Genomic DNA, 21,461 nt, shown 5'->3' with positions numbered 1-21,461 from the left:
AATTTTACTACTTCTTGTTTTTTATAGAGACGAATGAATTTTAATTTTACTTTACTACTTCTTTAAAATTTTTAAATTATTCGTTATTTCTGTTGAAGAATCCGCCGGAACATCTATTTCTCCAGGCTTCTTTAAATTTTTCTTTCTCTTCAGGCGATAACCCTTCCATTTTCTCCCTCATTTTTCGTTCTTTGAAATCTCTCATTCCTTTTCCAAAATGAAAACCTCCGAAAAGAATTTTACTTAAGATCAGGATTCCCATCGCCTGCCAGAATGTAATGGATTTTACTCCTAAAATTTCCGGAAGCAGACAATTCCAAAGCGACATTACAATCCAGGTAACGGCTAGGAGGATTAATGGTGGACATAACAATAAAAAAATCCAGCCTTTTTTGTGTTTATAATTCATAATTTCTTTTTCTAACTTTTTAAATCTTCGTATAATCTTCTCAATCTGTTTCTCAAATGCTTCACAGCATAGTTTTTTCTACTGATGATGGTCTTGATGTTTTCTCCCTGTTCATCGGCGATCTCCTGGAGGGTTTTGTCGTTGAGTTCGTTTTCTACGTAGACCAGCCTTTGTTTTTCGGGAAGTTCATCAAGTGCTTCAAACAGTTTTTTCCAGATTTCATCCTGAAACATCTTCACTTCAGGGCCTGCACTTTCGTCCATCAATAAAATATCTTTGATGGAAAAGCTTCCGTCTTCGTCTTCATAGACGAAATCTTCAAGATTTTCTGTTTTCTTTTTACGATAACGGTCTGTAATTTTATTCGCCGTTACCCTGTACAGCCACCCACCAACATTCACAATTTCGGAAAGATTGGTAAGACTGCTGAACTGATACCACACTTCCTGCAGAATATCTTCTGCATCCTCCGTGTTTTTCACTTTGGGACGAATATAAGACATCAGCTTTCCTCCGTAATTGGAAACGGTCTGTGAGATGATGCTTTCTTTATCCTTCTGTGGCATTGTTATTTTTTCGACAACCTCCATACTTCTATGACGGCTATCCTTTTAGTTTTACTTTAATAAATTTAAAATATTTTTCCGGAATTTCAGTTTTTCTTTTATTTATCGGAGTTTTAAATTATGGATGATGAGTGATAAATGATGAATGATATTGATTAAGATTATGGATGATGAGATTTCACGCTTCATTTCTGAACCTTATTAGCAGACTTCCTGTCTGTGCTCTGAATGACAAAACTAGGTTATGACTTCCATTCATCTGTGGAAGAAACAATAACTTATGAAGTTAAATATCTGCGTTATCTGCAAGAGAAATTTAGATTCCACGCTTCACTCCGTTGCGCTCTGAATGACAAAAACCATTAGTAATTCATTTACCTATGGAAAAACAAATTTTATCACAGATAAAATCTTTGCGCCTTAAAACACACAGGCTGTCAATCCTCTTTGCACCTTTGCATTTTCCAACCTCAACATTTAATTTTTATAGAGATCGCTTCGCTCGCAATGACAAAAAAGAAACGGAAGATATCATATCCTCCGTTTCCAAAATTATAAAAATTGCCTGTTTATTTTTTATTAAAATTCTCAGCAAAGAATCCTAACATTGATTTATACAATTCGATTCTGTTAGGTTCTTTTCCAAACCCGTGTCCTTCATCATATTTTACCATGTATGGAACTTCAAACCCTTTTGCACGCATTGCTTTTACAATCTGGTCAGATTCATTGATATTTACTCTAGGGTCATTAGCTCCCTGTACCACAAATAATGGTTTCTTGATTTTATCAATCTGAAACACCGGAGATACTTCTTTAGCAATTTTAGCTTCTTCGGGATTATCCAGATCATACCAGATTTGTTTTACCATTTCTTTGTAAGGCTTCCAGTATTCCGGGAAGGAAGAAAAGAAAGTGAAAATATTGGATACTCCTACGTAATCTACTCCACAAGCATATAGATCTGGAGTTTTAATTAAGCCCATCAAAGTAGCATAACCACCATGACTTCCTCCATAAATGGCTATTTTATCTTTGTCTATCCAACCTTGGCTGATCGCATATTTTACTCCATCTTCTACATCATCCATGGCTTTTCTTCCAATCTGCTTATATCCGGCTTTTTGGAATTCTTTTCCATAACCGCCTGAAATCCTGAAATTCACCTGAAGCGTTGCATATCCTCTGCTGGCAAACAATTGAGTTTCCGGATTGAATCCCCAATGATCTCTGATTCCCTGTGGACCACCGTGAGGATTTACAATCAAAGGAACTTTTTTCCCTTCCAATGCTGCTTTAGGGAGTGTAATATATCCACGAATCGTTAATCCATCTCTGCTTTTAAATTCAATAGGTCTCATTTCAGCCATATCTTCTTCTTTCAGCTGTGGCATCAGATTATAAAGAAGCTTTGTCTGTTTTGTTTTGGTATCATATTCATAGTAGGTTCCATATGATTTGTCGCTTCCCACCACTACCAACAGTTTATCATTATTATCATCTGATGAAACAATACCAAATTCTTTATCCCCAAACTGGGCTTTTAATTGATCATCAATTTCTTTATAAAATTTACTTACCGGAACTGTTTCTCCTTTTAAACCTTCATAGCTGATATAGTCCAGTTCATAATTTCTGTTCTTCCCTGCTACACTTATGGAGCTTACATCAAACACAGGATTAGCATATACTTCTTTGATAACAGCATTTTTCTTCAGATCATACAAAACAATTCTGGTTTTATCACTATCCAGATTGGTCACTACATACGCTTCATCTTTATTCTTAGCGTTATCATTAAACCTAATAATACTGAAAGTGTCTGACCAGTCTGCAGATTTCAGAAGATTGAATTTCCCCGTTTGCAAATCTTTGTAATAGGTTTTAGTGGTCAATCCGTTTTCAAGAATATTATAGCCTCTTAAATTACCATCTTTATCAAAAATATATCCATCAATAGGACTATTGACATCTTTATTTTCAAATAACTGAGTCATTTCTCCCGTTACAAAATTGATTTTATAGGGTTCGAAAATCTGTTTATTGTTTTTGTTCATTGTAACCACAACGAAATCAGTATCTTTTATCGGAATAATATCGCTTAATGTAATTCCGTCAAATGGTGTTAAATCCTTAAGATTTGTTCCGTCTACATCCGCAGCATATAAGTGGATATTCTCATTTCCTCCTTTATCCTGAGTATAGAACAAACGACTTTTATTCAACCAGCCATAAGCTTTTATCAGATCATCTTTTTCAACAATGGCTTTGGTAATTTTCCCTGTATTGAGCTCTTTAACATATACATGGTTTTTGCTGTCTTTATCTTTTTCCTTATAAGAAAGGTATTTTCCATCAGGAGAGATTTTAAATGCAGAAGCTTTGGGTCTTGCAAAATAATCTTCTACTTTATATTTGAAACTTCCCTTATCATAGGATACCAGTTTCTCAAGATTGGCTTTGGTAGACGGAAGTGTTGGATCTCCCGGAAGTTTACCTGCAGAATTTTGTGCGTTGATCATAATAGCAGAAAGTACAATATAAGCTGTACCGAAAATTTTGGAATTTAGATTCATAACTTACGTTTTTAAAGTTAAAAAAACAGAGTCCCCAATTCAATATTTCAATCAATAAAAAATCAGTTTCTTTATAGATAAGACAATTCAAAACCTAAAACGTTACAGTAATTAACATTTATTTTGAATAATTTTTTAAATAAAAAAGCAGCCCTAAGAGCTGCTTGTATGTTTTAATGTAAATAGATTCCGAAATACCAGGTCCATGCTATTAAAATAATCTGCATGGGAATTCTTTGAGAGTAAAGATATTGCATTCCAGGGCCTGTGTAATCCGCTTTAAAAATATTTATTTTCTTTTGGGATGAATTGATATTGGCTATAAAAACCAAAACATAAAATATAATCAGTAAAATGGCTATTATTTCACGAATCGCTGGAATCATAAGGCCTATTCCAGCAGCAATTTCTAAAAATCCGGTGCAATACACCCAAAACATTTTAGCAGGAACAAAATCGGGAATCATCATGGCCATTCCTTTCTGAAATTTAAAATGAGAAAATCCTGTAAATATTATAAAAATGGCCATACCAAGGTTTCCTGAAAATATAAGATCCGCTTTTCCCTGAAATACCATAGTTCCCAGCAAAGCTAAAATAAATGTACCGAAGAGAATGACTAATAGTTTCATATTTTTTTGAATTGAGACAAGAGGTTAAGAGATTAAGAGAATTGAGATAAGAGGACTTACGTTGCGAACCGGCAACTTTAAACATTAAATCTTGAAATTCAAACTCTTTTACACGGCACTGAAACTAACGCCTTCTGCAAGACTCTTCACGACCATCAATCCTTTTGTAAATCCTGTATTCATATGATCCCGCCATTCTTTTTCTACCTGAACTTCTGTGTGAAGTTTTGTCTTTCCATCAAGATCAATAAGAAAATATTTTTCAAAGCAGCCACTCCATTCCATGACTTCTTTGCTTTGTGTGTCTTCTACTCCATTCTCTGTCATTCCCAAATGTTTAAAAACAATTTGTTTAGGTTCATCAAGACTGTCTATGGTAGAAACCATTCCATCACCTTTTTCATTCAGGAAATAGGTTTTCCCACCTACCTGCCAGTCGGACTTCATGACAGAAGATCCTGCACCAAAGTATTGTGTCCATTGACCATAAGTCTCAGGTCCCCAGAGAATGTCCCATACCTTCTGTAAAGGAGCATCTATTATTGTTTCGTACGATAGGGTTTCCATATTTTAATTTTTTGTGATTGGTTGTTTTCAAATAAAGACTTCTTTACAGCTGGTTTTCCGAAAGATGTTTAACAATATTCATTGCTTTAGGAAATTTTTCTTCAAAAAAAGATTTAAACTCTGCCGGAGTATTAATAACTACTTTTAATAATGTTCCTTCATCATTTTCTTCCAGGAAGTAAGCTTCTGTTGCATCACCCCATTCCTGAGCGACTTCAATTCCATCATAAATTTCTCCTAAATGCAGAAATGTTATTTCCTGATTGGGAATCACTTTTATAACCCTGCTGTACATCCCATTGTTTTTAGGGTCTAAAAACTTTACGATGCTATTCTCTTCTAATGCTCCTTCATAAAAAGAACCTTCTGTAAAAGCGGTAGTCCATTGTCTGTAAGTAATATCACTCCAAAGGACACTCCATACTTTTTCAGGTTCTGCATTAATTTCTATTTCGTATGATAATTGTTCCATGCTATCTATATTTTATTTCAAAGGTAAAATAACCTTAAGAATTATATGCGTCTTCTAAGTCCTGAATAATAATTTTCTGCATTTTCATCATGGCTTGTACCACTTGATAAGCTTTCTCCTGATTAGGATCATTCATCAGCTGAATCAATCTTTTAGGTACAATCTGCCAGCTTAAGCCGTATTTATCTTTTAACCAGCCACACATACTTTCTCTGCCACCGTTTGAAGTAAGTGTATTCCAATACCTATCAGTTTGTTGCTGGTCATCTGTCATTATTACCATCGATATTCCTTCATTAAAATCAAACTGATGATCGTAAGAATTATCCATACAGAATAATGAGTACCCATCAATTATAAAATTGGCATGCTGAACATTTTCCGCTGGCTCCGGGATAGGATGTCCTTCACTTCCATCACCATATTTCAGTATGTTTCCAATGCTTGAATGAGGGAAAGTTTGAGTGTAAAGCTCCATCGCTTCTTTGGCTTTTCCATTATTTTCATGAATAAACATCAAAGTTGGAACTATTTTCTGCTCTTGTGGCTTTTCGCCTAAAAACAATTGCCACGTCACTCCATATTTATCCTGAACCCAACCATATTTTTTACTCCATGAATAAGAGCCCAGCTCCATGAGAGCCATTCCTCCTTCCAAAAGCTGATCCCAATATTTTTGAACCTCATCTTCCGTTTCACAGATGACCATAAACGAAATAGAAGCATTCTTTTTGAACTGAGGTCCTCCATTAAGAAGCATTAATCTTTGTCCAAATAAATCGATGTTCATTACAACTGGTGTATCTGCAGTAATTTCACCACCAAACACCTTACAGTAGAATTCTGCAGATGGCTTGGCGTCTTCGTCGTACCAAAGACATGGGAAAATATCGTTATTCATAAGTTTAAATTTTTAAGGTTGATTTTATAGGCAATTTATTCATAAAATCTGTAGAAACTGTAGATTCTGTAAGATTTTTTATGTTGATATTCTTTATTACGCTTCTGAACTGCGTTCGCAAACCTTTAGTTTGTATTCAGAATGACAAAGACCATGTTTTGTTTTTTGTCTCGCGGATTGAGCTGATTAGGCAGATTATTGAGGGTAAAAATCTGCGAGATCTGTGAGATTTGCGAGAGATTTTTCTATCTTGAGATTCTTCATTGCGCTTTGCTGCATTCAGAATGACAATAACCACATTTGATTTTTGTCTCGCGGATTGAAGACAATACTTAAGCTATATGGCAAGAAAATCTTCTTTAGTGAAGACCAACATAAAACAAAAGAAATATAATGTCATTGCCTTCAAAAAGAATTATATTCATCTATTTGCAACGACACGATAAAAAATCAAGTCTTTTTACTTTTATGCTTCTTTAAAACACATCTGATGCTCCTTCATATAATCTTTCAGCTTCATCACTGTATTTTTTCCGAAACCATGTAATTGTAAGATCTCCTTTTCAGAGTAATCCGACAGTTTTTCCAAAGAATCTATTTTTTCTTTCTTCAGGGCTTTTCTTGCAGGCACTGCAATCACTCCAAGAAGAAAATCCTCCTCAGGATCATAGCTAAAAGCATAAATGGAATTCAAACTCTTTGACATGATAACTAAATTGATCATGGCGACAAAAAATGTTTTTAATGATTCTCAACATACTTATGGAAATTATTGAGAATAGCATACCAGCCCTCTCTCTGCATTTCCACAGAATTTTGTTTCTCCGGATCGAAAACTTCAATCACTTTTGTAGTATTCTCATCAATCTTATCAAAGATTACTTCTACTTTACGGCCATCTTCCATATGATATTTTATAAGTTCATGAGGGATTACTTCATCATACACGCCTTCAAAATCAAATGCGAAGCTTTTATCTTTTGCTTCCATTTTGTTTTTAAATTTCCCACCTACCTTCAGATCGTTTTCAGAACTGGGACAATGCCAGCTTTCATGGGCAAAATTCCATCTGGTAATGTGTTTGGGTTCGTTGAAGTAATTCCATACTTTTTCTACCGGTGCTAAAATGGTAATGTCTATTTTAATTGGGTCCATAGTTTAATTTTTTATTGAATAAAAGAGCTGCCCGAAAACGAGCATCTCTTTTTTATAATTAGTTAAATATAAGATTATTTCCCGTATTCTTCATTATAGTTTACCATCCAATGAACACCATATTTATCTTGAAAGCTTCCAAAATAATCACCCCAAAACTGGTCTTCAATTGGCATTTCTACATTCCCACCTTCAGAAAGACCTTTGAAAAGTCTATCCGCTTCTTCTCTTGAATCCGGGAAAATAGAAACATAATTATTGTTTCCTACATTTAATTTTTGTCCAAAACTAGGAACAATATCTGAAGCCATTAAAAGGTCTCCTCCAATGGGTAGCGCAATATGCATTACTCTATTTTTCTCTTCCTCAGAAAGATTTTCAGTACCGGGAGCATTTCCCATTTTATGAACTTCGCCTACGAATTCACCTCCAAAAACTGATTTGTAAAAATTGAAAGCTTTTTCAGCTGTTCCATCAAAATTTAGGTACGGATTTAATTTTGCCATGATTTTTAATTTTAAAATGTTACGTATTGTTTTATTGAAACACAAATGACACGAATGATTTCACAAATGACACCAGAGTCCTGATGTGAAAAAATTGAATGTAATCTGCTACTTTATTTGTTTAAAAATGTTTCTACTTCTTTAGTCGTAAAGTTGATTAAATTTTCATTGAGGCTGCCATCAAAATCAGCCATCATATACGCTCCATGGGTAGCAGGAAGGATCATTAACTGAGAGTGTTCTACCAGTCGCCACATAGCTATGGTATGTTCAGGTTTCATCACATCCTTATCTCCACTGATGAACAGGGTTAGTGATTGGATGGAACTCAGTACTTCATCATCCCAATCCACAAAGGTTTGCATTCTTTTACTATCCTTATCAAAGAGATTTTCCAGCTTAGAAAAGTCAGGATTGATGTTTAGAAAATTAATTTTGAGAGGTTCAGGCATAGATTCAAAAGTAGCTTCGTCCATCATTTCGAAAAAGCCATCCATCATGCCTTCTCTTTTATAAAATGCCGAAGCCACCACCAGCTTTTCTACAATCCTAGGATGACGGTGTGCTATCTGCATTACTGTATTTCCACCATTACTGAATCCCCAGAATGAAGCTTTATGAATATTAAGTTCTGCTAAAAGACCTGCTACATCATCAGCATCCTGTTCAAATGTTTCAGGAATATCCCGGTGCTCACTTAGTCCGTGATTCTGAAGATCTATTCCAATGAGCTGAAACTTGTTTTCCAATCTTTCAATAACCTCTTTATAGTCATACAGAATAGAAGAACCTCCTCCATGAATTAAAACCAGAGGTTTTCCGGAACCATAGATCTCATAATACAACTGAATTCCGTTAACTCGTTTATAGCCTTTTTCTATTGGGTTCATGATTAATAGGTAAGGTTTTCATCCACATCATATTTCATTCCCGGATAGTCTAAAATTCTTCGCATCAAACCGATTTGCCCACTGAGATAGTCTTCACGGCCAATGCACATTCCGACAAAATTGAGTTTGGTTTCTTTAATGAAAGGAATATTCATCCCTATTTCGAAGATCTCATCCAATTCTTCGTCTGTAACTTCAAACAACTTCTGGTATACTTTTGAAGAAATATCATGAAAGTTTTTCTTCAAGTCAGCTAATGTTGGATATGCATAACTTTCATCCAATGCTTTCCCCTGAAAGAACAGGTCATTATTAGGATCCTGCTCTTGAAGGCCTAATACCCAGCCAAGACCATAACGCATATTCACAAAGTTTCCTGTCATCCAAACAATATGATTGGTTTTGTTTTCAATTCTTTTCAAGGCGTCTTCTTCCGAAATGCCATCCAAAACGTTTACAAAACTTTGGGTGTGCATTCTATAAGCCGGAATAATGAGCTCCATTTTTTTTGATTTTGGTGTATTCATTATTTTATTTTTAAAGTGTTAGAGGTTGGAAAGCGCAAAGACGTAAATATTTTTTCTCTCGCTGATTTTGCGGATTAGGCAGATCTTTATATTTAATAGCCTATTTTATGGCTCCTGGTTTTCCCAGGATTCTGCGGAGATAGCCCAATTGTCCTGCATGATAAATTTCGTGAAGACAAAGGGTTGAAATATCATTAATATTTTCTGTTTTAAAATGTTCAAGAGTATCCAGCTTTGCTTCCAACTTACCCTGAGATTGTTGGAGATATGCTTTAAGGTCTTCAAAATTGATCAATTCATCTTTTCTATCCCAGGCAATTTCTCCTCTATTGTAGCATGAGAATTTTTCACTGTCCCAAACGGATTCTTCACCCAGAATATTCAATAATGGGTTTCTGATATAAATCAAATGCCCCAGAACCCAGTTCATGCAATTGGCTTCGTTATTAGGAAAGATCATTGATTCTTCGTGGGTAATACCTTCGGTATTCAGTGTCACAATCTTAATGGTACTGGAGACCTGGTTTTTCACCAATTCTATCTCGTTTGATTTTGTTTCCATATTTTTGAGGTGATATTGATAAGTGATGAATTATTCTGTAGGGATCTGGGAAGCATCTGCATACATTACTTCCCACTGATGTCCGTTTAAATCAGCAAAAGCACTTTGATACATCCAACCGTGGTCCATAGGCTCGCTGTATTTAGAACCTCCATTTTCAATGGCTGTTTTTACCATCTCATCTACCTGTTCTCTACTTTCTACCCCAATGGCAAGAAGTACCTGTGTTGTATCTCCCTTGGCAAAAGGTCTGTTGGTAAAGGTTTGGAAAAACTCTTCTTTCAGAAACATGGTGTAGATATGATCTTCTTTCATCACTACACACACTGCTTTATCGTCCGAAAACTGCTCGTTAATAGAAAAACCAAGCGTTGTCCAGAATTCTCTGGTTTTCTGTACGTCTTTTACTGGTAAATTGATATAAATCTGATTGATTTTCATTTTGTATAAATTTGGCGTTAAACTTTTAACCAAAATTACCAAGGTGTGATGAAAATCTACTTGCCATAGGGCAAGATTTAAATTTTCTTGGGATGAGAGACTAATTCTTTACGGATTCTGCTCAGCGAAGTGTCTGTTACTCCAAGATAAGAAGCAATCTGTTTTAATGGAGCAAATTGTATGACTTTAGATTTCTGCTCCAGCAAGTTCAGATATCTTCTGGTAGCGGATAAAGTGAACATTTCTACGGACCTTTGCTTATAATCGAAAAGCTCTTTAGACATCCACGCTCTTCCCCATTCTCTAAGATTAGGAATTTTATGAAATAACTCCTGAAAAGTATCGTAATCCAGCTTCCAGCATTCACAATCCGTGATACACACAATATTTTCCTGTGTCGGAATCCTTTGAAACATGGATAAGACTTCAATAATCACCTCATTCTCTACGAAAAAATGGGTTGTCACTTCATTTCCGTTAAAATCATTGACAAATGAACGAGCCAGTCCGCTATCCAGAATATAGTATTCGTTGGCCATTTTACCTTCTTCAAGAATAAAATCTCCTTTCTGAAAGGTCTTTTTTTCATGGGCCTGAAATATTTCATCAAGTTCTTCCTGAAGAAAAAACGGAAAATCGTAACATATTTCGAGGGATTTGTGAGTCATTTGGTCATTTTTTTAAGACTTTAAAAATAAAATTTTTAATTGGATTAAAGGTAATTATTATTAAACAAAATGATTTAATTATGAATCAATACTATATATTTCACTGAATTTATGAGAACTTAACAAAAGTAAATAATTAAACAGAAGTTTGATTATGGGAGTCAACCACCCCGTCAAATCTTTGATTTGACACCCCTCCAGTGGAGGGGAATGGTTATACAGATATTTGTATTTATTTAAGTAAAATTAAGATTTGGGAAGTTAGTATTGTCTGTATTTTAATACGGGAGGGTTTATATTTTTCTATTAAAATAAAGATAGCTGGATAGGTTTTGGAGGAGCCGGCTTTTGAGCATCACCCATAACTGTTTTTCCTCCAAAGCGCCATGAATTCTGACGTTCTTCTTCAATGACTTCCTGAATATCAAAATCCGGAGTGAAATCTTTTTCAGCTTTGGCTACGATCTGATGAAGTTTATGTAAAGTATTCAGTTTGTCTGAGTTTCCCAATTTTGATTTTTCTATTCCTTTTCTGAGAATACTGATGCTTTCATCGTATACATTAATTGGGACTGGGAATGGATGTCCGTCTTTTCCTCCATGAGCAAAAGAAAACCTTGCAGGATCGGTAAATCTTGACGGGGCTCCGTGAATAACCTCACTCACCAATGCTAAAGACTGCATCGTTCTAGGTCCAACTCCCTCCAGCATCAATAAATCCTCAAAATTCTGAGGCTGCTGTTCACGAGTCATATACAAAAGGGCACCCAAACGCTTAAGATCAACATCGGAAGCCTGAACGTCATGATGGGCAGGAAGGATTAATCTTGAAAAATCTTTCATAACGTCTATAGAATCCGTGTGGGAAATATCCAGAATTCCTTTTCGGTTTTCTGCTGCCTCGGTATCGGTAAGATTCAGAATACGACCTCTTGAAATCCCATTAATTCCGGTATGAGGCTCTTCTACAAATGAAGTTATATTTTCAGAATGCCAGTGATAACGTCTTGCTGTACCATCGGAATCGTGCATTCCTTGCTGAATAACACTCCAATTTCCATTGTCTGACAGAATAAAATTATGCAGGTACAATTGATATCCATCCTGAATGGCTGTATTATCCACTTTGGCAGATAGCTTACTGGCTCTTACCAGCTCATTTCCGTTGAGACCAGTTTTTTCAGCAATTTGAATAAGTTCTGACGGCGTTTCTCTGGAAAACTTTCCTTTTCCACCACAAATATACAATCCCAGTGATTGAGAATTGGGATTAATAGAACGTTTCAAAGCACCCATTACTGAAGTGGTTATTCCCGAAGAATGCCAGTCCATACCCATAACGGCTCCAAAACTTTGAAACCAAAACGGATCAGCCAGCCTTCGGAGTACCTCATCTTTACCATAATCCGTCAGAATTGCTTCAACAATAGAAAGCCCAAGAATAGACATACGTTCGTACAGCCATGGTGGTACTTTTCCATAGTGAAGAGGTAGATCTGCTGTTCCTGAACGCTTCATTTATATTTTTAAAACGTAAAGGTAGCATTATTAATCTTAAATTTTAATGATTGGGCTCACAGTAATGAAAACATCAAAACAGCCTGTTACTTAATGAGTTTTGTAAATGAAAAGGCAGGATCACACATTTCTATTTCATTTTTACCTGACTGCATTTGTGCTTCTTTTGCATAAATCAACATTTTTTGCTCATAATCAGCGATCGCTTCTTCTATTGTATCATAGTTTCCATCTGTCAGATTATCTGATAAAATTAATGCATCCATCAATCCTGTATTGACTCCCTGCCCTGCAAAAGGCGGCATTACATGTGCTGCATCTCCGATAAGTGTTACCGGTAAAATACGGTCTTGTTTCCAAGGATTATCTAATGGGATTATCCTCGTTGGTAATCCGACAAAAAAGGAAGTTGAATGAAACAGTTGTTGATAGCGGTCATTCCATTTAGAAAATCTCATGGAAAGGAACTGAATTACCCAATCTGTATTCTGAAAATCAGAAATACTACCCAAAATCCATGCATCAGGTTTTCTGAATATCACACCATAGGTGAGCACTCCATTGTTATAGGGATTCACCACTAATAAATTCCCCTGATAGGCTGCCATAAGTCTTTTCCCATCACACCATTGATAAAATTCCGGGCAGTGTATTTCAGGCTGAGGAATATCTCCTTGGATAATAAAAGCTCCAGTTTCTTCTACCTCAGTTTCCGTTACATATTTTCTTACTTTAGACATTCCGCCATTGGCCCCAATAACCAGGTCTGCAATACTGTTGGGTTTATGTTCAAAATGTAATACCCATTGACCATTACATTCCTCCATACTGGTAAAATTTCTGTCCCAGATTACGGTGTGAGCTGCCAGTCTATCCAGCAGCATTTTTCTTAAATGGTTTCTGTTGATTTCAGGATTGTCATATTGATTTTCAGGAGTGATTTTTTTGGTAAATAATACATTGCCTTGATCATCAACAATATTGATTCCCATAGGACGCGCAGCAGCGTAATATTTTTCAAGCAATCCTGCCCGTGCCATTACTTTTTGCCCTGAGTCTTGATGAAGATCCAATGTACCTCCCCAAACTCTTGTATCTTCATTTTTATCTCTTTCATAAACCGTTACATCCGCACCTTTCTGCTGAAGTAAAACTGCCATTGTTAACCCAGCTGGCCCGGCTCCGATAATGGCTATTTTTTTATCTTTTACTATCATAATCTGTAGTGATTAATTCCTCTACAAATTTGATGAATACCAATTGACCATGCTTGTATAAATGCGACAAAATCATTGTTCAACGTTTGCTTTCTTTTTCTTGCTTCTTTAGCAAATCCAGCAGGTGTAGCTCCCGTATACCGTTTAAACTCTCTGCTTAAATGGGACTGATCAGCATAACCAAATTCCTGTGCCAATCCCGCAATATTGGAATCTGGATATAACCAGAGATGATTCCTTACCTGTTCAAAACGCATAAGACCTGCTACATCTTTAACAGTATACCCAGAAGATTGTTTGAATTTTCTTTCTAATGTACGCACTGTTGTATGAGCAGCCTCTGCGACCTGATGTACAGGGATAGCTCCATTTGTTTTTTTCATCGCCAGTCCAGCCTTACATAACATACTTTCAACGGCTACCTGTGATCGCATATTCAGAAAATATTGTTGTACCTTAATTATTGCATTGTCTATTTTACCTTCAAGAATCAGCTCTTTCAAGCCAGTCTGAAGTTTTGCAACGGGATGCTCAAACAGATACACCCCATTTTCACTTTTATTTGATGATAACCCTAATAGATCAAAAACAACCCAGGGAAAACATCTGATTCCAATAATCTCCAACTGGCCTTGGGTATGAAAAACAGCAGGCTGATTGAGTAATCCCATCATAAATGGAGATGGCAATTTTTCCAGATTTCCCTGATGGGATATACTACACCCACTTCCAAAATGGAAAATAATTTCAGCATAACCATCAGGCAGTACTTCAAAACTTGATGATAATTCTCCGAAGTCCTTTCTGTTATACCAAAAGCACTTTATGCTGTCTCTAAGTTCCTCAGGAGGTTCAAATTCCTGGTGTATTGTTGAAAACATAATATGAAAAAATTATATAAATTGAATGAATGGTATTAATCAACCAAATCGAACTTTAAAATTCTATGCTTTTCTGCATCAAATTTTTCATTGAAAATAATTTTATTTCCAAACGGATCATTTACGGTGAAAGAAATGGCATCATAAAAGGTCTTTTCAAGTCCCGGTCGGTTGTATTTGTAGTTTTTATCAATGAGTTCTTTATGATATTCCGCAACACCTTCACCCCAGATAAAAATACTGCTTCCGGGACTTGCATCTCCATGATGTTCACTCAAATGAAGAATGATAGTGTCTTTTTTAACTTCTATATAAGCAGGCATATTTTCTTCAAAGCGATGTTCCCAGATAATTTCAAAGCCTAGCCAGTCAATATAAAACTCCAGCATTTTTTGATAATCAAAAATTCTGAGGACAGGAATAATTTGTTCTGCTTTCATAATATGATTAAGGTTTTTGGGGGATTATTTTTAAGTTTTGGCTAAAGCCAGACCATGGTTTGTTTTTTATGAAAGCGGGCTTCCTTCGACTACGCTCAGGATTATAGTCCGATCCTATTGAATAAAATTCTATACTTTTATTTATTGATGGGATAAAATATTAATTACTTTTCCGAATGGGTCTTTCACAAAAAACCTTCTTACCCCCCAATCTTCATTGGTGATTTCATAGGTAATTTCAAAGCCGGCCTGCCTCATTTTATCATAGATTTCATCCACATTATCTACTTCAATGGATAAATCCGGAACTTCGGTATTATTTCCGCCCTGTTCTGCAAAGCTGATCTGTACTTTTGCTTCTTCATCAGTTCCGAGGGTTTTAATCCAGCCATGATCCATCAATACATCAAGTTCTAAAATATCCTGATAAAAGTGATTCCCTTTTGTAAGATCACTCGTTTTTATATTGGCTACGATTCTTTTTACCATTTTGATCTTTATTCATAAAAAAAGCTCTGTGAAAATACTTAAAATTTTCCAGAGCTTTATATGTATTTATGATTAATTTATATTTTATAGAGAAGATGCTGCCTCTAAAATCAATTGCGTAACTTCTTCAGGATGTGAAGCTAATGAAGCATGCCCAGCATCCAATGTAATGATTTTTTTAGGCTGCATACGTTCTGCCATTTCTTTTTCCGTTTCAGCCGGAATCATATGGTCATTCGATGAAATCTGATACCAACTTGGTTTTGTTTTCCATGCCGGTTCTCCTGCTGCATCTCCGAAACACTGTCCATGGATCGGCTTTTGTGATAATGCCATTACCAACGCTTTTTCATCATCAAGATCCTGACAGAAAGCGGATTTAAACTCATCATATTTGATCCATAAAAAGCCTTTATTATCAGGATAAATACTTGCTCCACCCGGAGATTCTCTTCTTCCTAAAAGAGCTCCTAAACTATCACCGGCATCAGGCGCAAAAGCGGCAATATAAACCAACCCAGCTACTTTGTCATGGTTTCCGGCTCCTGAAATAACTGCCCCACCATAAGAATGCCCTACTAAAAGGACTTTCCCTTCTTGGGCATCAATAAGATCTTTTGTTTTATCAATATCATCCTGCAGTGACGTAAGAGGATTCTGAACGCTTCTTACTTTATACCCAGCTTTTACTAAAGAAGGGATAACGTATTGCCAGTGGGATCCGTCTCCCCAAGCTCCGTGTACCAAAATAATGGTTAAATCTTTTTGTTCCATGATGTTAAATATTAAAGTTTAGTAATGTAAATCTACAATCTAAAATACCGTTGGACGTTAACTTAAGTTAATTTACAATCCTGCTCCGTATTCTGCTCAATGATTGTTCTGTGACTCCCAGATAACTTGCAATATGTTTCTGTGCTATTTTCTGAAAGAGAAGTGGCTGTTTGTTTAGAAGGTTTAAATACCTTTTTTCTGGAGAAAGACATAATAGGTCATCAATTCTTTTTTTGGCATCCAGATAAATTTTCTCACTCATTACCCTGCCAAATTTCTGCCAATACGCTTCTTTCTGATATAATGCCTGAAGCTGTTCTTTACTCAACAGTAAAATCTCACAATTTTCCAATGCCTGAATATTCATCTTGGATACAGTATCACAAAGTATGCTTTCATAATCTGTAAAAAACTCATTTTCAAAATAGAATCCAAAGTTGATTTCTCTACCCTGGTCATTGATATAAAAGCTCCTTATCGTTCCTTTTTTAATAAAACCAAGATACTTACACTTGTCACCTTGTTTTAAGAAAAAGTTTGATTTTAAAAGCCTAGTATCTTTAAGAAGGCTATAAAATTCATCAAAATGCTCCTGATCTACCTGAAAGAGTTCTCCATATTTTTCGTAATGTTCTGACATCATATATTGTGTTTTTTGGATTCAAAAAAAGCCTTGCAAATCAGTTTCACAAGACTTTTACAAATATTATTTCTACTATTTGTTCAATGCCGCTAATGCTGCATCATAGTTAGGTTCGTTAGCAATTTCTGAAACTTGTTCAGTGTAAACCACTTTATTGTTTTCATCTGTAACAATTACCGCACGGCTTAATAAACCTTTCAATGGAGAATCTGTAATAGTTACCTCATAATCATCACCAAAGCTGCTTCTGAAGTCTGAAAGGGTTTCAACTTTATCTAATCCTTCTGCAGCACAGAATCTTCCTAATGCAAACGGAAGATCTTTAGAAACATTGATTACAACAGTATTATCCAATTTTGAAGCTTCTTCATTGAATTTTCTGCTAGAAGCTGCACAAGTAGGTGTATCAATACTTGGGAAAATATTGAATACTTTCTTTTTTCCGTCAAAAGTCTCAAGAGTCTTCACATTTAGTCCTGAATCAACCAATGCAAAATCTTTAACCATGGTTCCTACGGCTGGTAATGTTCCTATTGTGTGTACTTCGTTTCCTTTTAAAGTGATTGTCGTTGACATAATATTTATTTTTTTAGTTTTTCAAATTTAATCAAAATAGAAAATTTTTCTATCTAATATAAGGTTAAATTAATCTTAAAGTGAAAATAAAAACACTTTAGACTGGCCATCAGTTTTTTATGCAATTCCCAACCCAACTTCCTCTCTTAAAAACTTCAAAGTTGAATTTAATATCAATTTTAAAGGAACAGAGAATATACAATTGTTCGGATATAAAAATCAAAAAGAAGCTTTCTGCTTCTTTTTTTATTTAAAAATCTTCTAAAAAAACAATCATATTTAGTAAATTTGTGGGACTTTAATTTCAAATAATAAATAACAGTATAATGTCAGAAAAATCAAAAATTTACTACACATTAACGGATGAAGCACCAATGCTGGCTACTCACTCGTTTTTACCTATTGTAAAAGCTTTCACTAAATCAGCAAACATCGAGATCGCTGTTCCGGATATTTCCCTGGCAGGCAGAATCTTAGCTAACTTCCCTGAGTTTTTAAAGGATGACCAGAAAATTGGTGATGCTTTGGCAGAATTAGGAGAATTGGCCACTCAACCGGATGCTAACATTATCAAATTACCAAACATTTCTGCTTCTGTTCCTCAATTGGATGCAGCTATTGCTGAATTACAAGGAAAAGGTTTCGCGGTACCTAATTATCCTGCAGAGCCTAAGAATGATGAAGAGAAAGCTATTAAAACTAAATATGCAAAGGTTTTAGGAAGTGCTGTAAACCCTGTATTAAGAGAAGGAAACTCTGACAGACGTGCTCCAAAAGCTGTTAAAAACTATGCAAAAGCAAATCCTCACAGAATGGGTGATTGGGCTTCTGACAGCAAAACTGACGTAGCTCACATGAATAATGGTGACTTCTACGGAACAGAAAACTCTACAACGTTAGAAAACGCAACAAAATATAGAATCGTATTCAAAGGAAATGAAGGAGAAACAGTATTGAAAGACTTTGCAGGTCTTCAGGCTGGTGAAGTAATTGATTCTTCTGTAATGAACGTTAATGCTTTGAAAGTATTCGTTCAGGAGGCTATTGAGGAAGCTAAAAAGAAAAATGTACTTCTTTCTGCTCACCTTAAAGCTACAATGATGAAAATCTCTGACCCTATTATTTTCGGGGCTATCGTAGAAACTTTCTTTAAAGATGTATTCTCTAAATATGCTGAGACTTTCAAGTCTTTAGATATTAACCCAAATAACGGTCTTGCTGATCTTTTTGAAAAAATCAAAGGAAATGCTCAGGAAGCTGACATTAAAGCTGATATTGAAAAAGCATTGGCTGAAGGACCAAGAGTGGCTATGGTAAATTCTGACAAAGGAATTACTAACTTCCACGTTCCTTCTGACATCATTGTTGACGCATCTATGGCTGCTCTTGTAAGAGGTGGAGGTAAAATGTGGAACAAAGACGGAAACGAAGAAGATACAGTTTGCATCATTCCAGACCGTTCTTATGCTGGCTTCTATCAGTCTGTAATTGACGATATGAAAGCGCATGGGAAATTAGACCCAACAACAATGGGATCTGTTCCAAACGTTGGTTTAATGGCTCAAAAAGCTGAGGAATATGGTTCTCACGATAAAACTTTCCAATTGTCTGCTGAAGGAACTGTAGAAGTTCAGGATGAGGCTGGAAATGTTCTTCTTTCTCAGAAAGTAGAAAATGGAGATATCTTCAGAATGTGCCAAACTAAAGATGCTCCTATCCAAGACTGGGTAAAATTAGCAGTAAACAGAGCAAGACTTTCTGATACTCCGGCTATTTTCTGGTTAGATAAAGGAAGAGCTCACGACAGAGAAATCATTAAAAAAGTAGAAAAATATCTTGCAGATCATGACACAACAGGTCTTGACATCAGAATTCTTGATGTAAAAGATGCTATGACTGAAACGCTTAAGAGAGCAAGAGAAGGTAAGGATACTATTTCTGTTTCAGGAAACGTATTGAGAGATTACTTAACTGACCTTTTCCCAATCCTTGAACTTGGTACTTCTGCTAAAATGCTTTCTATTGTTCCATTGATGAATGGTGGTGGTTTATTTGAAACTGGTGCCGGAGGTTCCGCTCCAAAACACATTGAGCAGTTCCTTGAAGAAGGATATTTAAGATGGGATTCTCTAGGTGAATTCTTAGCATTACAGGCATCTTTAGAGCATTTAGCACAAACTCAAGGGAATACAAAATCTCAGGTTTTAGCGGATGCACTGGATGAAGCTAACGCTAAATTCTTAGCTACCGATAAATCTCCTGCAAGAAAAGTAGGTCAGATTGACAACAGAGGTTCTCACTTCTATTTAGCAATGTATTGGGCTGAAGCTTTAGCTAACCAAACTGTTGATGCTGAACTAGCAGCTCAGTTTGCTCCAATTGCGGCTGCAATGCAGGAAAATGAAGAAGTAATTAATGCTGAATTAATTGGTGCTCAAGGTAAGCCTCAAAATATTGAAGGTTACTACAAGACTGATACGTATAAAACATACGCAGCAATGAGACCTAGCACTGTTTTAAATGAAATCATTGACGGAATTTAAGAATATGTATATCAAAAAAATAGGATTTTTATCTTTCTTATTCACTTTATTTATTTCATGTTCAAGCAATTCTGATGAAGTTATCATCATACCACAGCCAGTTACACCGGAAGAAAAAATAATTCTAAAGGAAGTAGTGGTGGTTGATGAAAACACATTAAAACTGGAATGGACTACCACTGGTAAAAATACGTACCAAAGTTTTCAATTTTCAAGAAAAACTTCTGAAAATGGAACCCAAGGATCATTAAACCAGGAAGTAGGAAATACATTTGTAAAAATTGATAACAATATTCCATATACTTCTTATCTGGATTATCAAATAACCGGATATACCACTAATGGGCAAAGTGTAAAGAGTAATATTGTCACCTATAAAAGACCGGGTATTAAATTACTTAATATCCGGCCTACAGATGCCTTGTTTGATTCAGACAATGGAAATATGTTTATATTTGGAGACAATGGAAACATCATGAAGTATGATGTGACCTCAGGCTCTGTTGTAAAAGAAATTTCTACTGGAGCTACATTAGGTTATCCTTTCCTTGGTACTTTTGGAGGACAAAAGGAATTATATGTACCAAGAAATGACGGATGGGTGTATATCTACAATACAAGTGATTTATCATTGAAAGACCAGATTAACTTTGGAAACAATGTTACAAGTGTTGTATTGGCTAATGACAAGTTGTATGGAACAACAGGAGACATTTCCAATGTATCCTTAAAATGTTTCGACAGAGCAACTAAACAATTAGTATCAACAAATGGAAACTATCAATTTGGAAGAATAAAAAAGGTAGCCAACACTAATTCAAGCTTCTTTTATATTACGACAGGTATAAGCCCAACTAATCTAGTTCGCTTTAATTATAATGCAGATGGAACATTTGTCAATAGATTTGAAGATAAATACCATGGTGATCATCCTTTAAATCATAAAATATTTGAAGCTTTGCCAGGAGGGAATGGATTCTTAACAGCTATAGAAGGTGCTATATACGATAGTAATTTAGTTTTTACAGGAAATCTTCCTAGAGGAAATTCAGGATTAACAAGCTTTGATTTTGACACCAACAATATCATTGCCGGAACTGATAAAAAAAGTATTGAACTTTATAATCTAAACAGTTATGCAAAAGTCAATTCAATCAGTACCGAAAGATATCCTTTTAAAGTATTTAGCTATGGAAATAAGATTGTTTCTTTAAGTTCAACAAATGCTTATGCGATCAACAATTACTATTTAGATCCACCTGTGAATGTAATAGTGGAAATATTAAATAAATAAATAAATAAAAGCCTCTCACCCCGTGAGAGGCTTTTTTATTGAAAGGTCCCACCTAAATTAAGAATCCCTAAAATACTGTATAAACATTAAAAATAGCATCACAACTATTCACTCTTATTTTAGGATAACTCAAATAAAAATCAAATCATTTTAAATAGAATTCGTCAATACGCAGATCGAATTATCAATACTCCATCTAAATATTAAAAATAAA

General features: G+C 35.4%; 25 protein-coding genes. 2 read left to right on the top strand and 23 right to left on the bottom strand.

The features are described from left to right. Window positions 1–76 precede the first annotated feature (76 nt). The 23 genes from BLS98_RS09535 to tpx form a co-directional block, all read right to left on the bottom strand. Window positions 77–409: a hypothetical protein gene (locus tag BLS98_RS09535; protein ID WP_089735913.1), complete on the bottom strand. Its 333-nt coding sequence runs from the start codon at window positions 407–409 to the stop codon at window positions 77–79. A gap of 11 nt (window positions 410–420) precedes the next feature. Next, entirely contained in the window at window positions 421–975 is a 555-nt protein-coding gene (locus BLS98_RS09530) for an RNA polymerase sigma factor (protein WP_228407645.1), read from the bottom strand. 569 nt (window positions 976–1,544) lie between these two features. Beyond that, window positions 1,545–3,551: a S9 family peptidase gene (locus BLS98_RS09525; protein ID WP_089735911.1), complete on the bottom strand. Its 2,007-nt coding sequence runs from the start codon at window positions 3,549–3,551 to the stop codon at window positions 1,545–1,547. Between the two features lie 173 nt (window positions 3,552–3,724). Beyond that, the gene (locus BLS98_RS09520; protein WP_089735909.1) at window positions 3,725–4,183 is read right to left on the bottom strand and encodes a DoxX family protein; all 459 of its coding nucleotides are present in this window, start codon (window positions 4,181–4,183) and stop codon (window positions 3,725–3,727) included. Between the two features lie 108 nt (window positions 4,184–4,291). Further along, window positions 4,292–4,750, bottom strand: a complete 459-nt coding sequence (locus BLS98_RS09515) for an SRPBCC family protein (RefSeq protein ID WP_089735907.1) — start codon at window positions 4,748–4,750, stop codon at window positions 4,292–4,294. A 43-nt stretch (window positions 4,751–4,793) separates the two neighbouring features. Continuing rightward, window positions 4,794–5,222, bottom strand: coding sequence for an SRPBCC family protein (locus BLS98_RS09510; protein WP_089735905.1), 429 nt, complete (start codon window positions 5,220–5,222; stop codon window positions 4,794–4,796). Window positions 5,223–5,256: 34 nt separating this feature from the next. After that, a complete protein-coding gene (locus BLS98_RS09505) occupies window positions 5,257–6,123 on the bottom strand; it encodes a VOC family protein (protein ID WP_089735903.1) in 867 nt (288 codons plus the stop codon). 466 nt (window positions 6,124–6,589) lie between these two features. After that, the gene (locus BLS98_RS09500) at window positions 6,590–6,829 is read right to left on the bottom strand and encodes a DNA-directed RNA polymerase subunit alpha C-terminal domain-containing protein (RefSeq protein ID WP_228425190.1); all 240 of its coding nucleotides are present in this window, start codon (window positions 6,827–6,829) and stop codon (window positions 6,590–6,592) included. A 35-nt stretch (window positions 6,830–6,864) separates the two neighbouring features. Then, window positions 6,865–7,278 carry an SRPBCC family protein gene (locus BLS98_RS09495; protein WP_089735901.1) on the bottom strand — a complete coding sequence of 138 codons (414 nt, stop codon included), beginning with the start codon at window positions 7,276–7,278 and terminating at the stop codon, window positions 6,865–6,867. Between the two features lie 74 nt (window positions 7,279–7,352). Further along, the gene (locus BLS98_RS09490; protein WP_089735899.1) at window positions 7,353–7,784 is read right to left on the bottom strand and encodes a VOC family protein; all 432 of its coding nucleotides are present in this window, start codon (window positions 7,782–7,784) and stop codon (window positions 7,353–7,355) included. Between the two features lie 113 nt (window positions 7,785–7,897). Then, a complete protein-coding gene (locus tag BLS98_RS09485; RefSeq protein ID WP_089735897.1) occupies window positions 7,898–8,674 on the bottom strand; it encodes an alpha/beta fold hydrolase in 777 nt (258 codons plus the stop codon). 2 nt (window positions 8,675–8,676) lie between these two features. Continuing rightward, the gene (locus BLS98_RS09480; RefSeq protein ID WP_089735895.1) at window positions 8,677–9,201 is read right to left on the bottom strand and encodes a hypothetical protein; all 525 of its coding nucleotides are present in this window, start codon (window positions 9,199–9,201) and stop codon (window positions 8,677–8,679) included. A 100-nt stretch (window positions 9,202–9,301) separates the two neighbouring features. Then, window positions 9,302–9,763, bottom strand: coding sequence for a hypothetical protein (locus BLS98_RS09475; protein ID WP_089735892.1), 462 nt, complete (start codon window positions 9,761–9,763; stop codon window positions 9,302–9,304). Between the two features lie 30 nt (window positions 9,764–9,793). Then, a complete protein-coding gene (locus BLS98_RS09470) occupies window positions 9,794–10,204 on the bottom strand; it encodes a VOC family protein (protein WP_089735890.1) in 411 nt (136 codons plus the stop codon). A gap of 77 nt (window positions 10,205–10,281) precedes the next feature. Continuing rightward, window positions 10,282–10,872, bottom strand: coding sequence for a Crp/Fnr family transcriptional regulator (locus tag BLS98_RS09465; RefSeq protein ID WP_089735888.1), 591 nt, complete (start codon window positions 10,870–10,872; stop codon window positions 10,282–10,284). Between the two features lie 306 nt (window positions 10,873–11,178). After that, window positions 11,179–12,390: a DUF763 domain-containing protein gene (locus tag BLS98_RS09460; RefSeq protein ID WP_089735886.1), complete on the bottom strand. Its 1,212-nt coding sequence runs from the start codon at window positions 12,388–12,390 to the stop codon at window positions 11,179–11,181. Window positions 12,391–12,476: 86 nt separating this feature from the next. Then, on the bottom strand, window positions 12,477–13,607 hold the full coding sequence (locus tag BLS98_RS09455) for an FAD-dependent oxidoreductase (RefSeq protein WP_089735884.1): 1,131 nt from the start codon (window positions 13,605–13,607) through the stop codon (window positions 12,477–12,479). Beyond that, complete coding sequence (locus BLS98_RS09450; protein WP_089735881.1) at window positions 13,604–14,488, bottom strand: helix-turn-helix domain-containing protein; 885 nt, start codon at window positions 14,486–14,488, stop codon at window positions 13,604–13,606. The genes BLS98_RS09455 and BLS98_RS09450 overlap by 4 nt, the downstream gene beginning before the upstream one ends. A 35-nt stretch (window positions 14,489–14,523) precedes the next feature. Then, a complete protein-coding gene (locus BLS98_RS09445; protein WP_089735879.1) occupies window positions 14,524–14,928 on the bottom strand; it encodes a glyoxalase superfamily protein in 405 nt (134 codons plus the stop codon). A gap of 141 nt (window positions 14,929–15,069) precedes the next feature. Then, window positions 15,070–15,417 (bottom strand): VOC family protein, encoded by a 348-nt coding sequence (locus BLS98_RS09440; protein ID WP_089735877.1) that lies wholly within the window; start codon window positions 15,415–15,417, stop codon window positions 15,070–15,072. An 84-nt stretch (window positions 15,418–15,501) separates the two neighbouring features. Beyond that, window positions 15,502–16,191 (bottom strand): alpha/beta hydrolase, encoded by a 690-nt coding sequence (locus BLS98_RS09435; protein WP_089735875.1) that lies wholly within the window; start codon window positions 16,189–16,191, stop codon window positions 15,502–15,504. Between the two features lie 67 nt (window positions 16,192–16,258). Next, a complete protein-coding gene (locus tag BLS98_RS09430; RefSeq protein ID WP_089735873.1) occupies window positions 16,259–16,834 on the bottom strand; it encodes a Crp/Fnr family transcriptional regulator in 576 nt (191 codons plus the stop codon). A 72-nt stretch (window positions 16,835–16,906) separates the two neighbouring features. Then, entirely contained in the window at window positions 16,907–17,410 is a 504-nt protein-coding gene (gene tpx, locus BLS98_RS09425; RefSeq protein WP_089735871.1) for a thiol peroxidase, read from the bottom strand. 326 nt (window positions 17,411–17,736) lie between these two features. Here tpx and BLS98_RS09420 point away from each other — a divergent pair, with 326 nt between their 5' ends. Both BLS98_RS09420 and BLS98_RS09415 read left to right on the top strand, forming a co-directional pair. Continuing rightward, complete coding sequence (locus BLS98_RS09420) at window positions 17,737–19,953, top strand: NADP-dependent isocitrate dehydrogenase (protein ID WP_089735869.1); 2,217 nt, start codon at window positions 17,737–17,739, stop codon at window positions 19,951–19,953. Further along, window positions 19,931–21,247: a YncE family protein gene (locus BLS98_RS09415; protein ID WP_089735867.1), complete on the top strand. Its 1,317-nt coding sequence runs from the start codon at window positions 19,931–19,933 to the stop codon at window positions 21,245–21,247. Before BLS98_RS09420 ends, BLS98_RS09415 begins: the two co-directional genes overlap by 23 nt. Window positions 21,248–21,461 lie beyond the last annotated feature (214 nt).

Origin of the sequence: Chryseobacterium jejuense, from assembly GCF_900100075.1 — a bacterium.
Taxonomy (GTDB): domain Bacteria; phylum Bacteroidota; class Bacteroidia; order Flavobacteriales; family Weeksellaceae; genus Chryseobacterium; species Chryseobacterium jejuense.
The sequence above is the reverse complement of the archived record's forward strand: the minus strand, read 5'-3'. Positions and strand labels throughout refer to the sequence as shown.

Coding starts and splice junctions, on each gene's coding strand:
- BLS98_RS09535 (WP_089735913.1), bottom strand. CDS start 409: ATGAATTATAAACACAAAAAAGGCTGGATTTTTTTATTGTTATGTCCA.
- BLS98_RS09530 (WP_228407645.1), bottom strand. CDS start 975: ATGCCACAGAAGGATAAAGAAAGCATCATCTCACAGACCGTTTCCAAT.
- BLS98_RS09525 (WP_089735911.1), bottom strand. CDS start 3,551: ATGAATCTAAATTCCAAAATTTTCGGTACAGCTTATATTGTACTTTCT.
- BLS98_RS09520 (WP_089735909.1), bottom strand. CDS start 4,183: ATGAAACTATTAGTCATTCTCTTCGGTACATTTATTTTAGCTTTGCTG.
- BLS98_RS09515 (WP_089735907.1), bottom strand. CDS start 4,750: ATGGAAACCCTATCGTACGAAACAATAATAGATGCTCCTTTACAGAAG.
- BLS98_RS09510 (WP_089735905.1), bottom strand. CDS start 5,222: ATGGAACAATTATCATACGAAATAGAAATTAATGCAGAACCTGAAAAA.
- BLS98_RS09505 (WP_089735903.1), bottom strand. CDS start 6,123: ATGAATAACGATATTTTCCCATGTCTTTGGTACGACGAAGACGCCAAG.
- BLS98_RS09500 (WP_228425190.1), bottom strand. CDS start 6,829: ATGTCAAAGAGTTTGAATTCCATTTATGCTTTTAGCTATGATCCTGAG.
- BLS98_RS09495 (WP_089735901.1), bottom strand. CDS start 7,278: ATGGACCCAATTAAAATAGACATTACCATTTTAGCACCGGTAGAAAAA.
- BLS98_RS09490 (WP_089735899.1), bottom strand. CDS start 7,784: ATGGCAAAATTAAATCCGTACCTAAATTTTGATGGAACAGCTGAAAAA.
- BLS98_RS09485 (WP_089735897.1), bottom strand. CDS start 8,674: ATGAACCCAATAGAAAAAGGCTATAAACGAGTTAACGGAATTCAGTTG.
- BLS98_RS09480 (WP_089735895.1), bottom strand. CDS start 9,201: ATGAATACACCAAAATCAAAAAAAATGGAGCTCATTATTCCGGCTTAT.
- BLS98_RS09475 (WP_089735892.1), bottom strand. CDS start 9,763: ATGGAAACAAAATCAAACGAGATAGAATTGGTGAAAAACCAGGTCTCC.
- BLS98_RS09470 (WP_089735890.1), bottom strand. CDS start 10,204: ATGAAAATCAATCAGATTTATATCAATTTACCAGTAAAAGACGTACAG.
- BLS98_RS09465 (WP_089735888.1), bottom strand. CDS start 10,872: ATGACTCACAAATCCCTCGAAATATGTTACGATTTTCCGTTTTTTCTT.
- BLS98_RS09460 (WP_089735886.1), bottom strand. CDS start 12,390: ATGAAGCGTTCAGGAACAGCAGATCTACCTCTTCACTATGGAAAAGTA.
- BLS98_RS09455 (WP_089735884.1), bottom strand. CDS start 13,607: ATGATAGTAAAAGATAAAAAAATAGCCATTATCGGAGCCGGGCCAGCT.
- BLS98_RS09450 (WP_089735881.1), bottom strand. CDS start 14,488: ATGTTTTCAACAATACACCAGGAATTTGAACCTCCTGAGGAACTTAGA.
- BLS98_RS09445 (WP_089735879.1), bottom strand. CDS start 14,928: ATGAAAGCAGAACAAATTATTCCTGTCCTCAGAATTTTTGATTATCAA.
- BLS98_RS09440 (WP_089735877.1), bottom strand. CDS start 15,417: ATGGTAAAAAGAATCGTAGCCAATATAAAAACGAGTGATCTTACAAAA.
- BLS98_RS09435 (WP_089735875.1), bottom strand. CDS start 16,191: ATGGAACAAAAAGATTTAACCATTATTTTGGTACACGGAGCTTGGGGA.
- BLS98_RS09430 (WP_089735873.1), bottom strand. CDS start 16,834: ATGATGTCAGAACATTACGAAAAATATGGAGAACTCTTTCAGGTAGAT.
- tpx (WP_089735871.1), bottom strand. CDS start 17,410: ATGTCAACGACAATCACTTTAAAAGGAAACGAAGTACACACAATAGGA.
- BLS98_RS09420 (WP_089735869.1), top strand. CDS start 17,737: ATGTCAGAAAAATCAAAAATTTACTACACATTAACGGATGAAGCACCA.
- BLS98_RS09415 (WP_089735867.1), top strand. CDS start 19,931: ATGAAATCATTGACGGAATTTAAGAATATGTATATCAAAAAAATAGGA.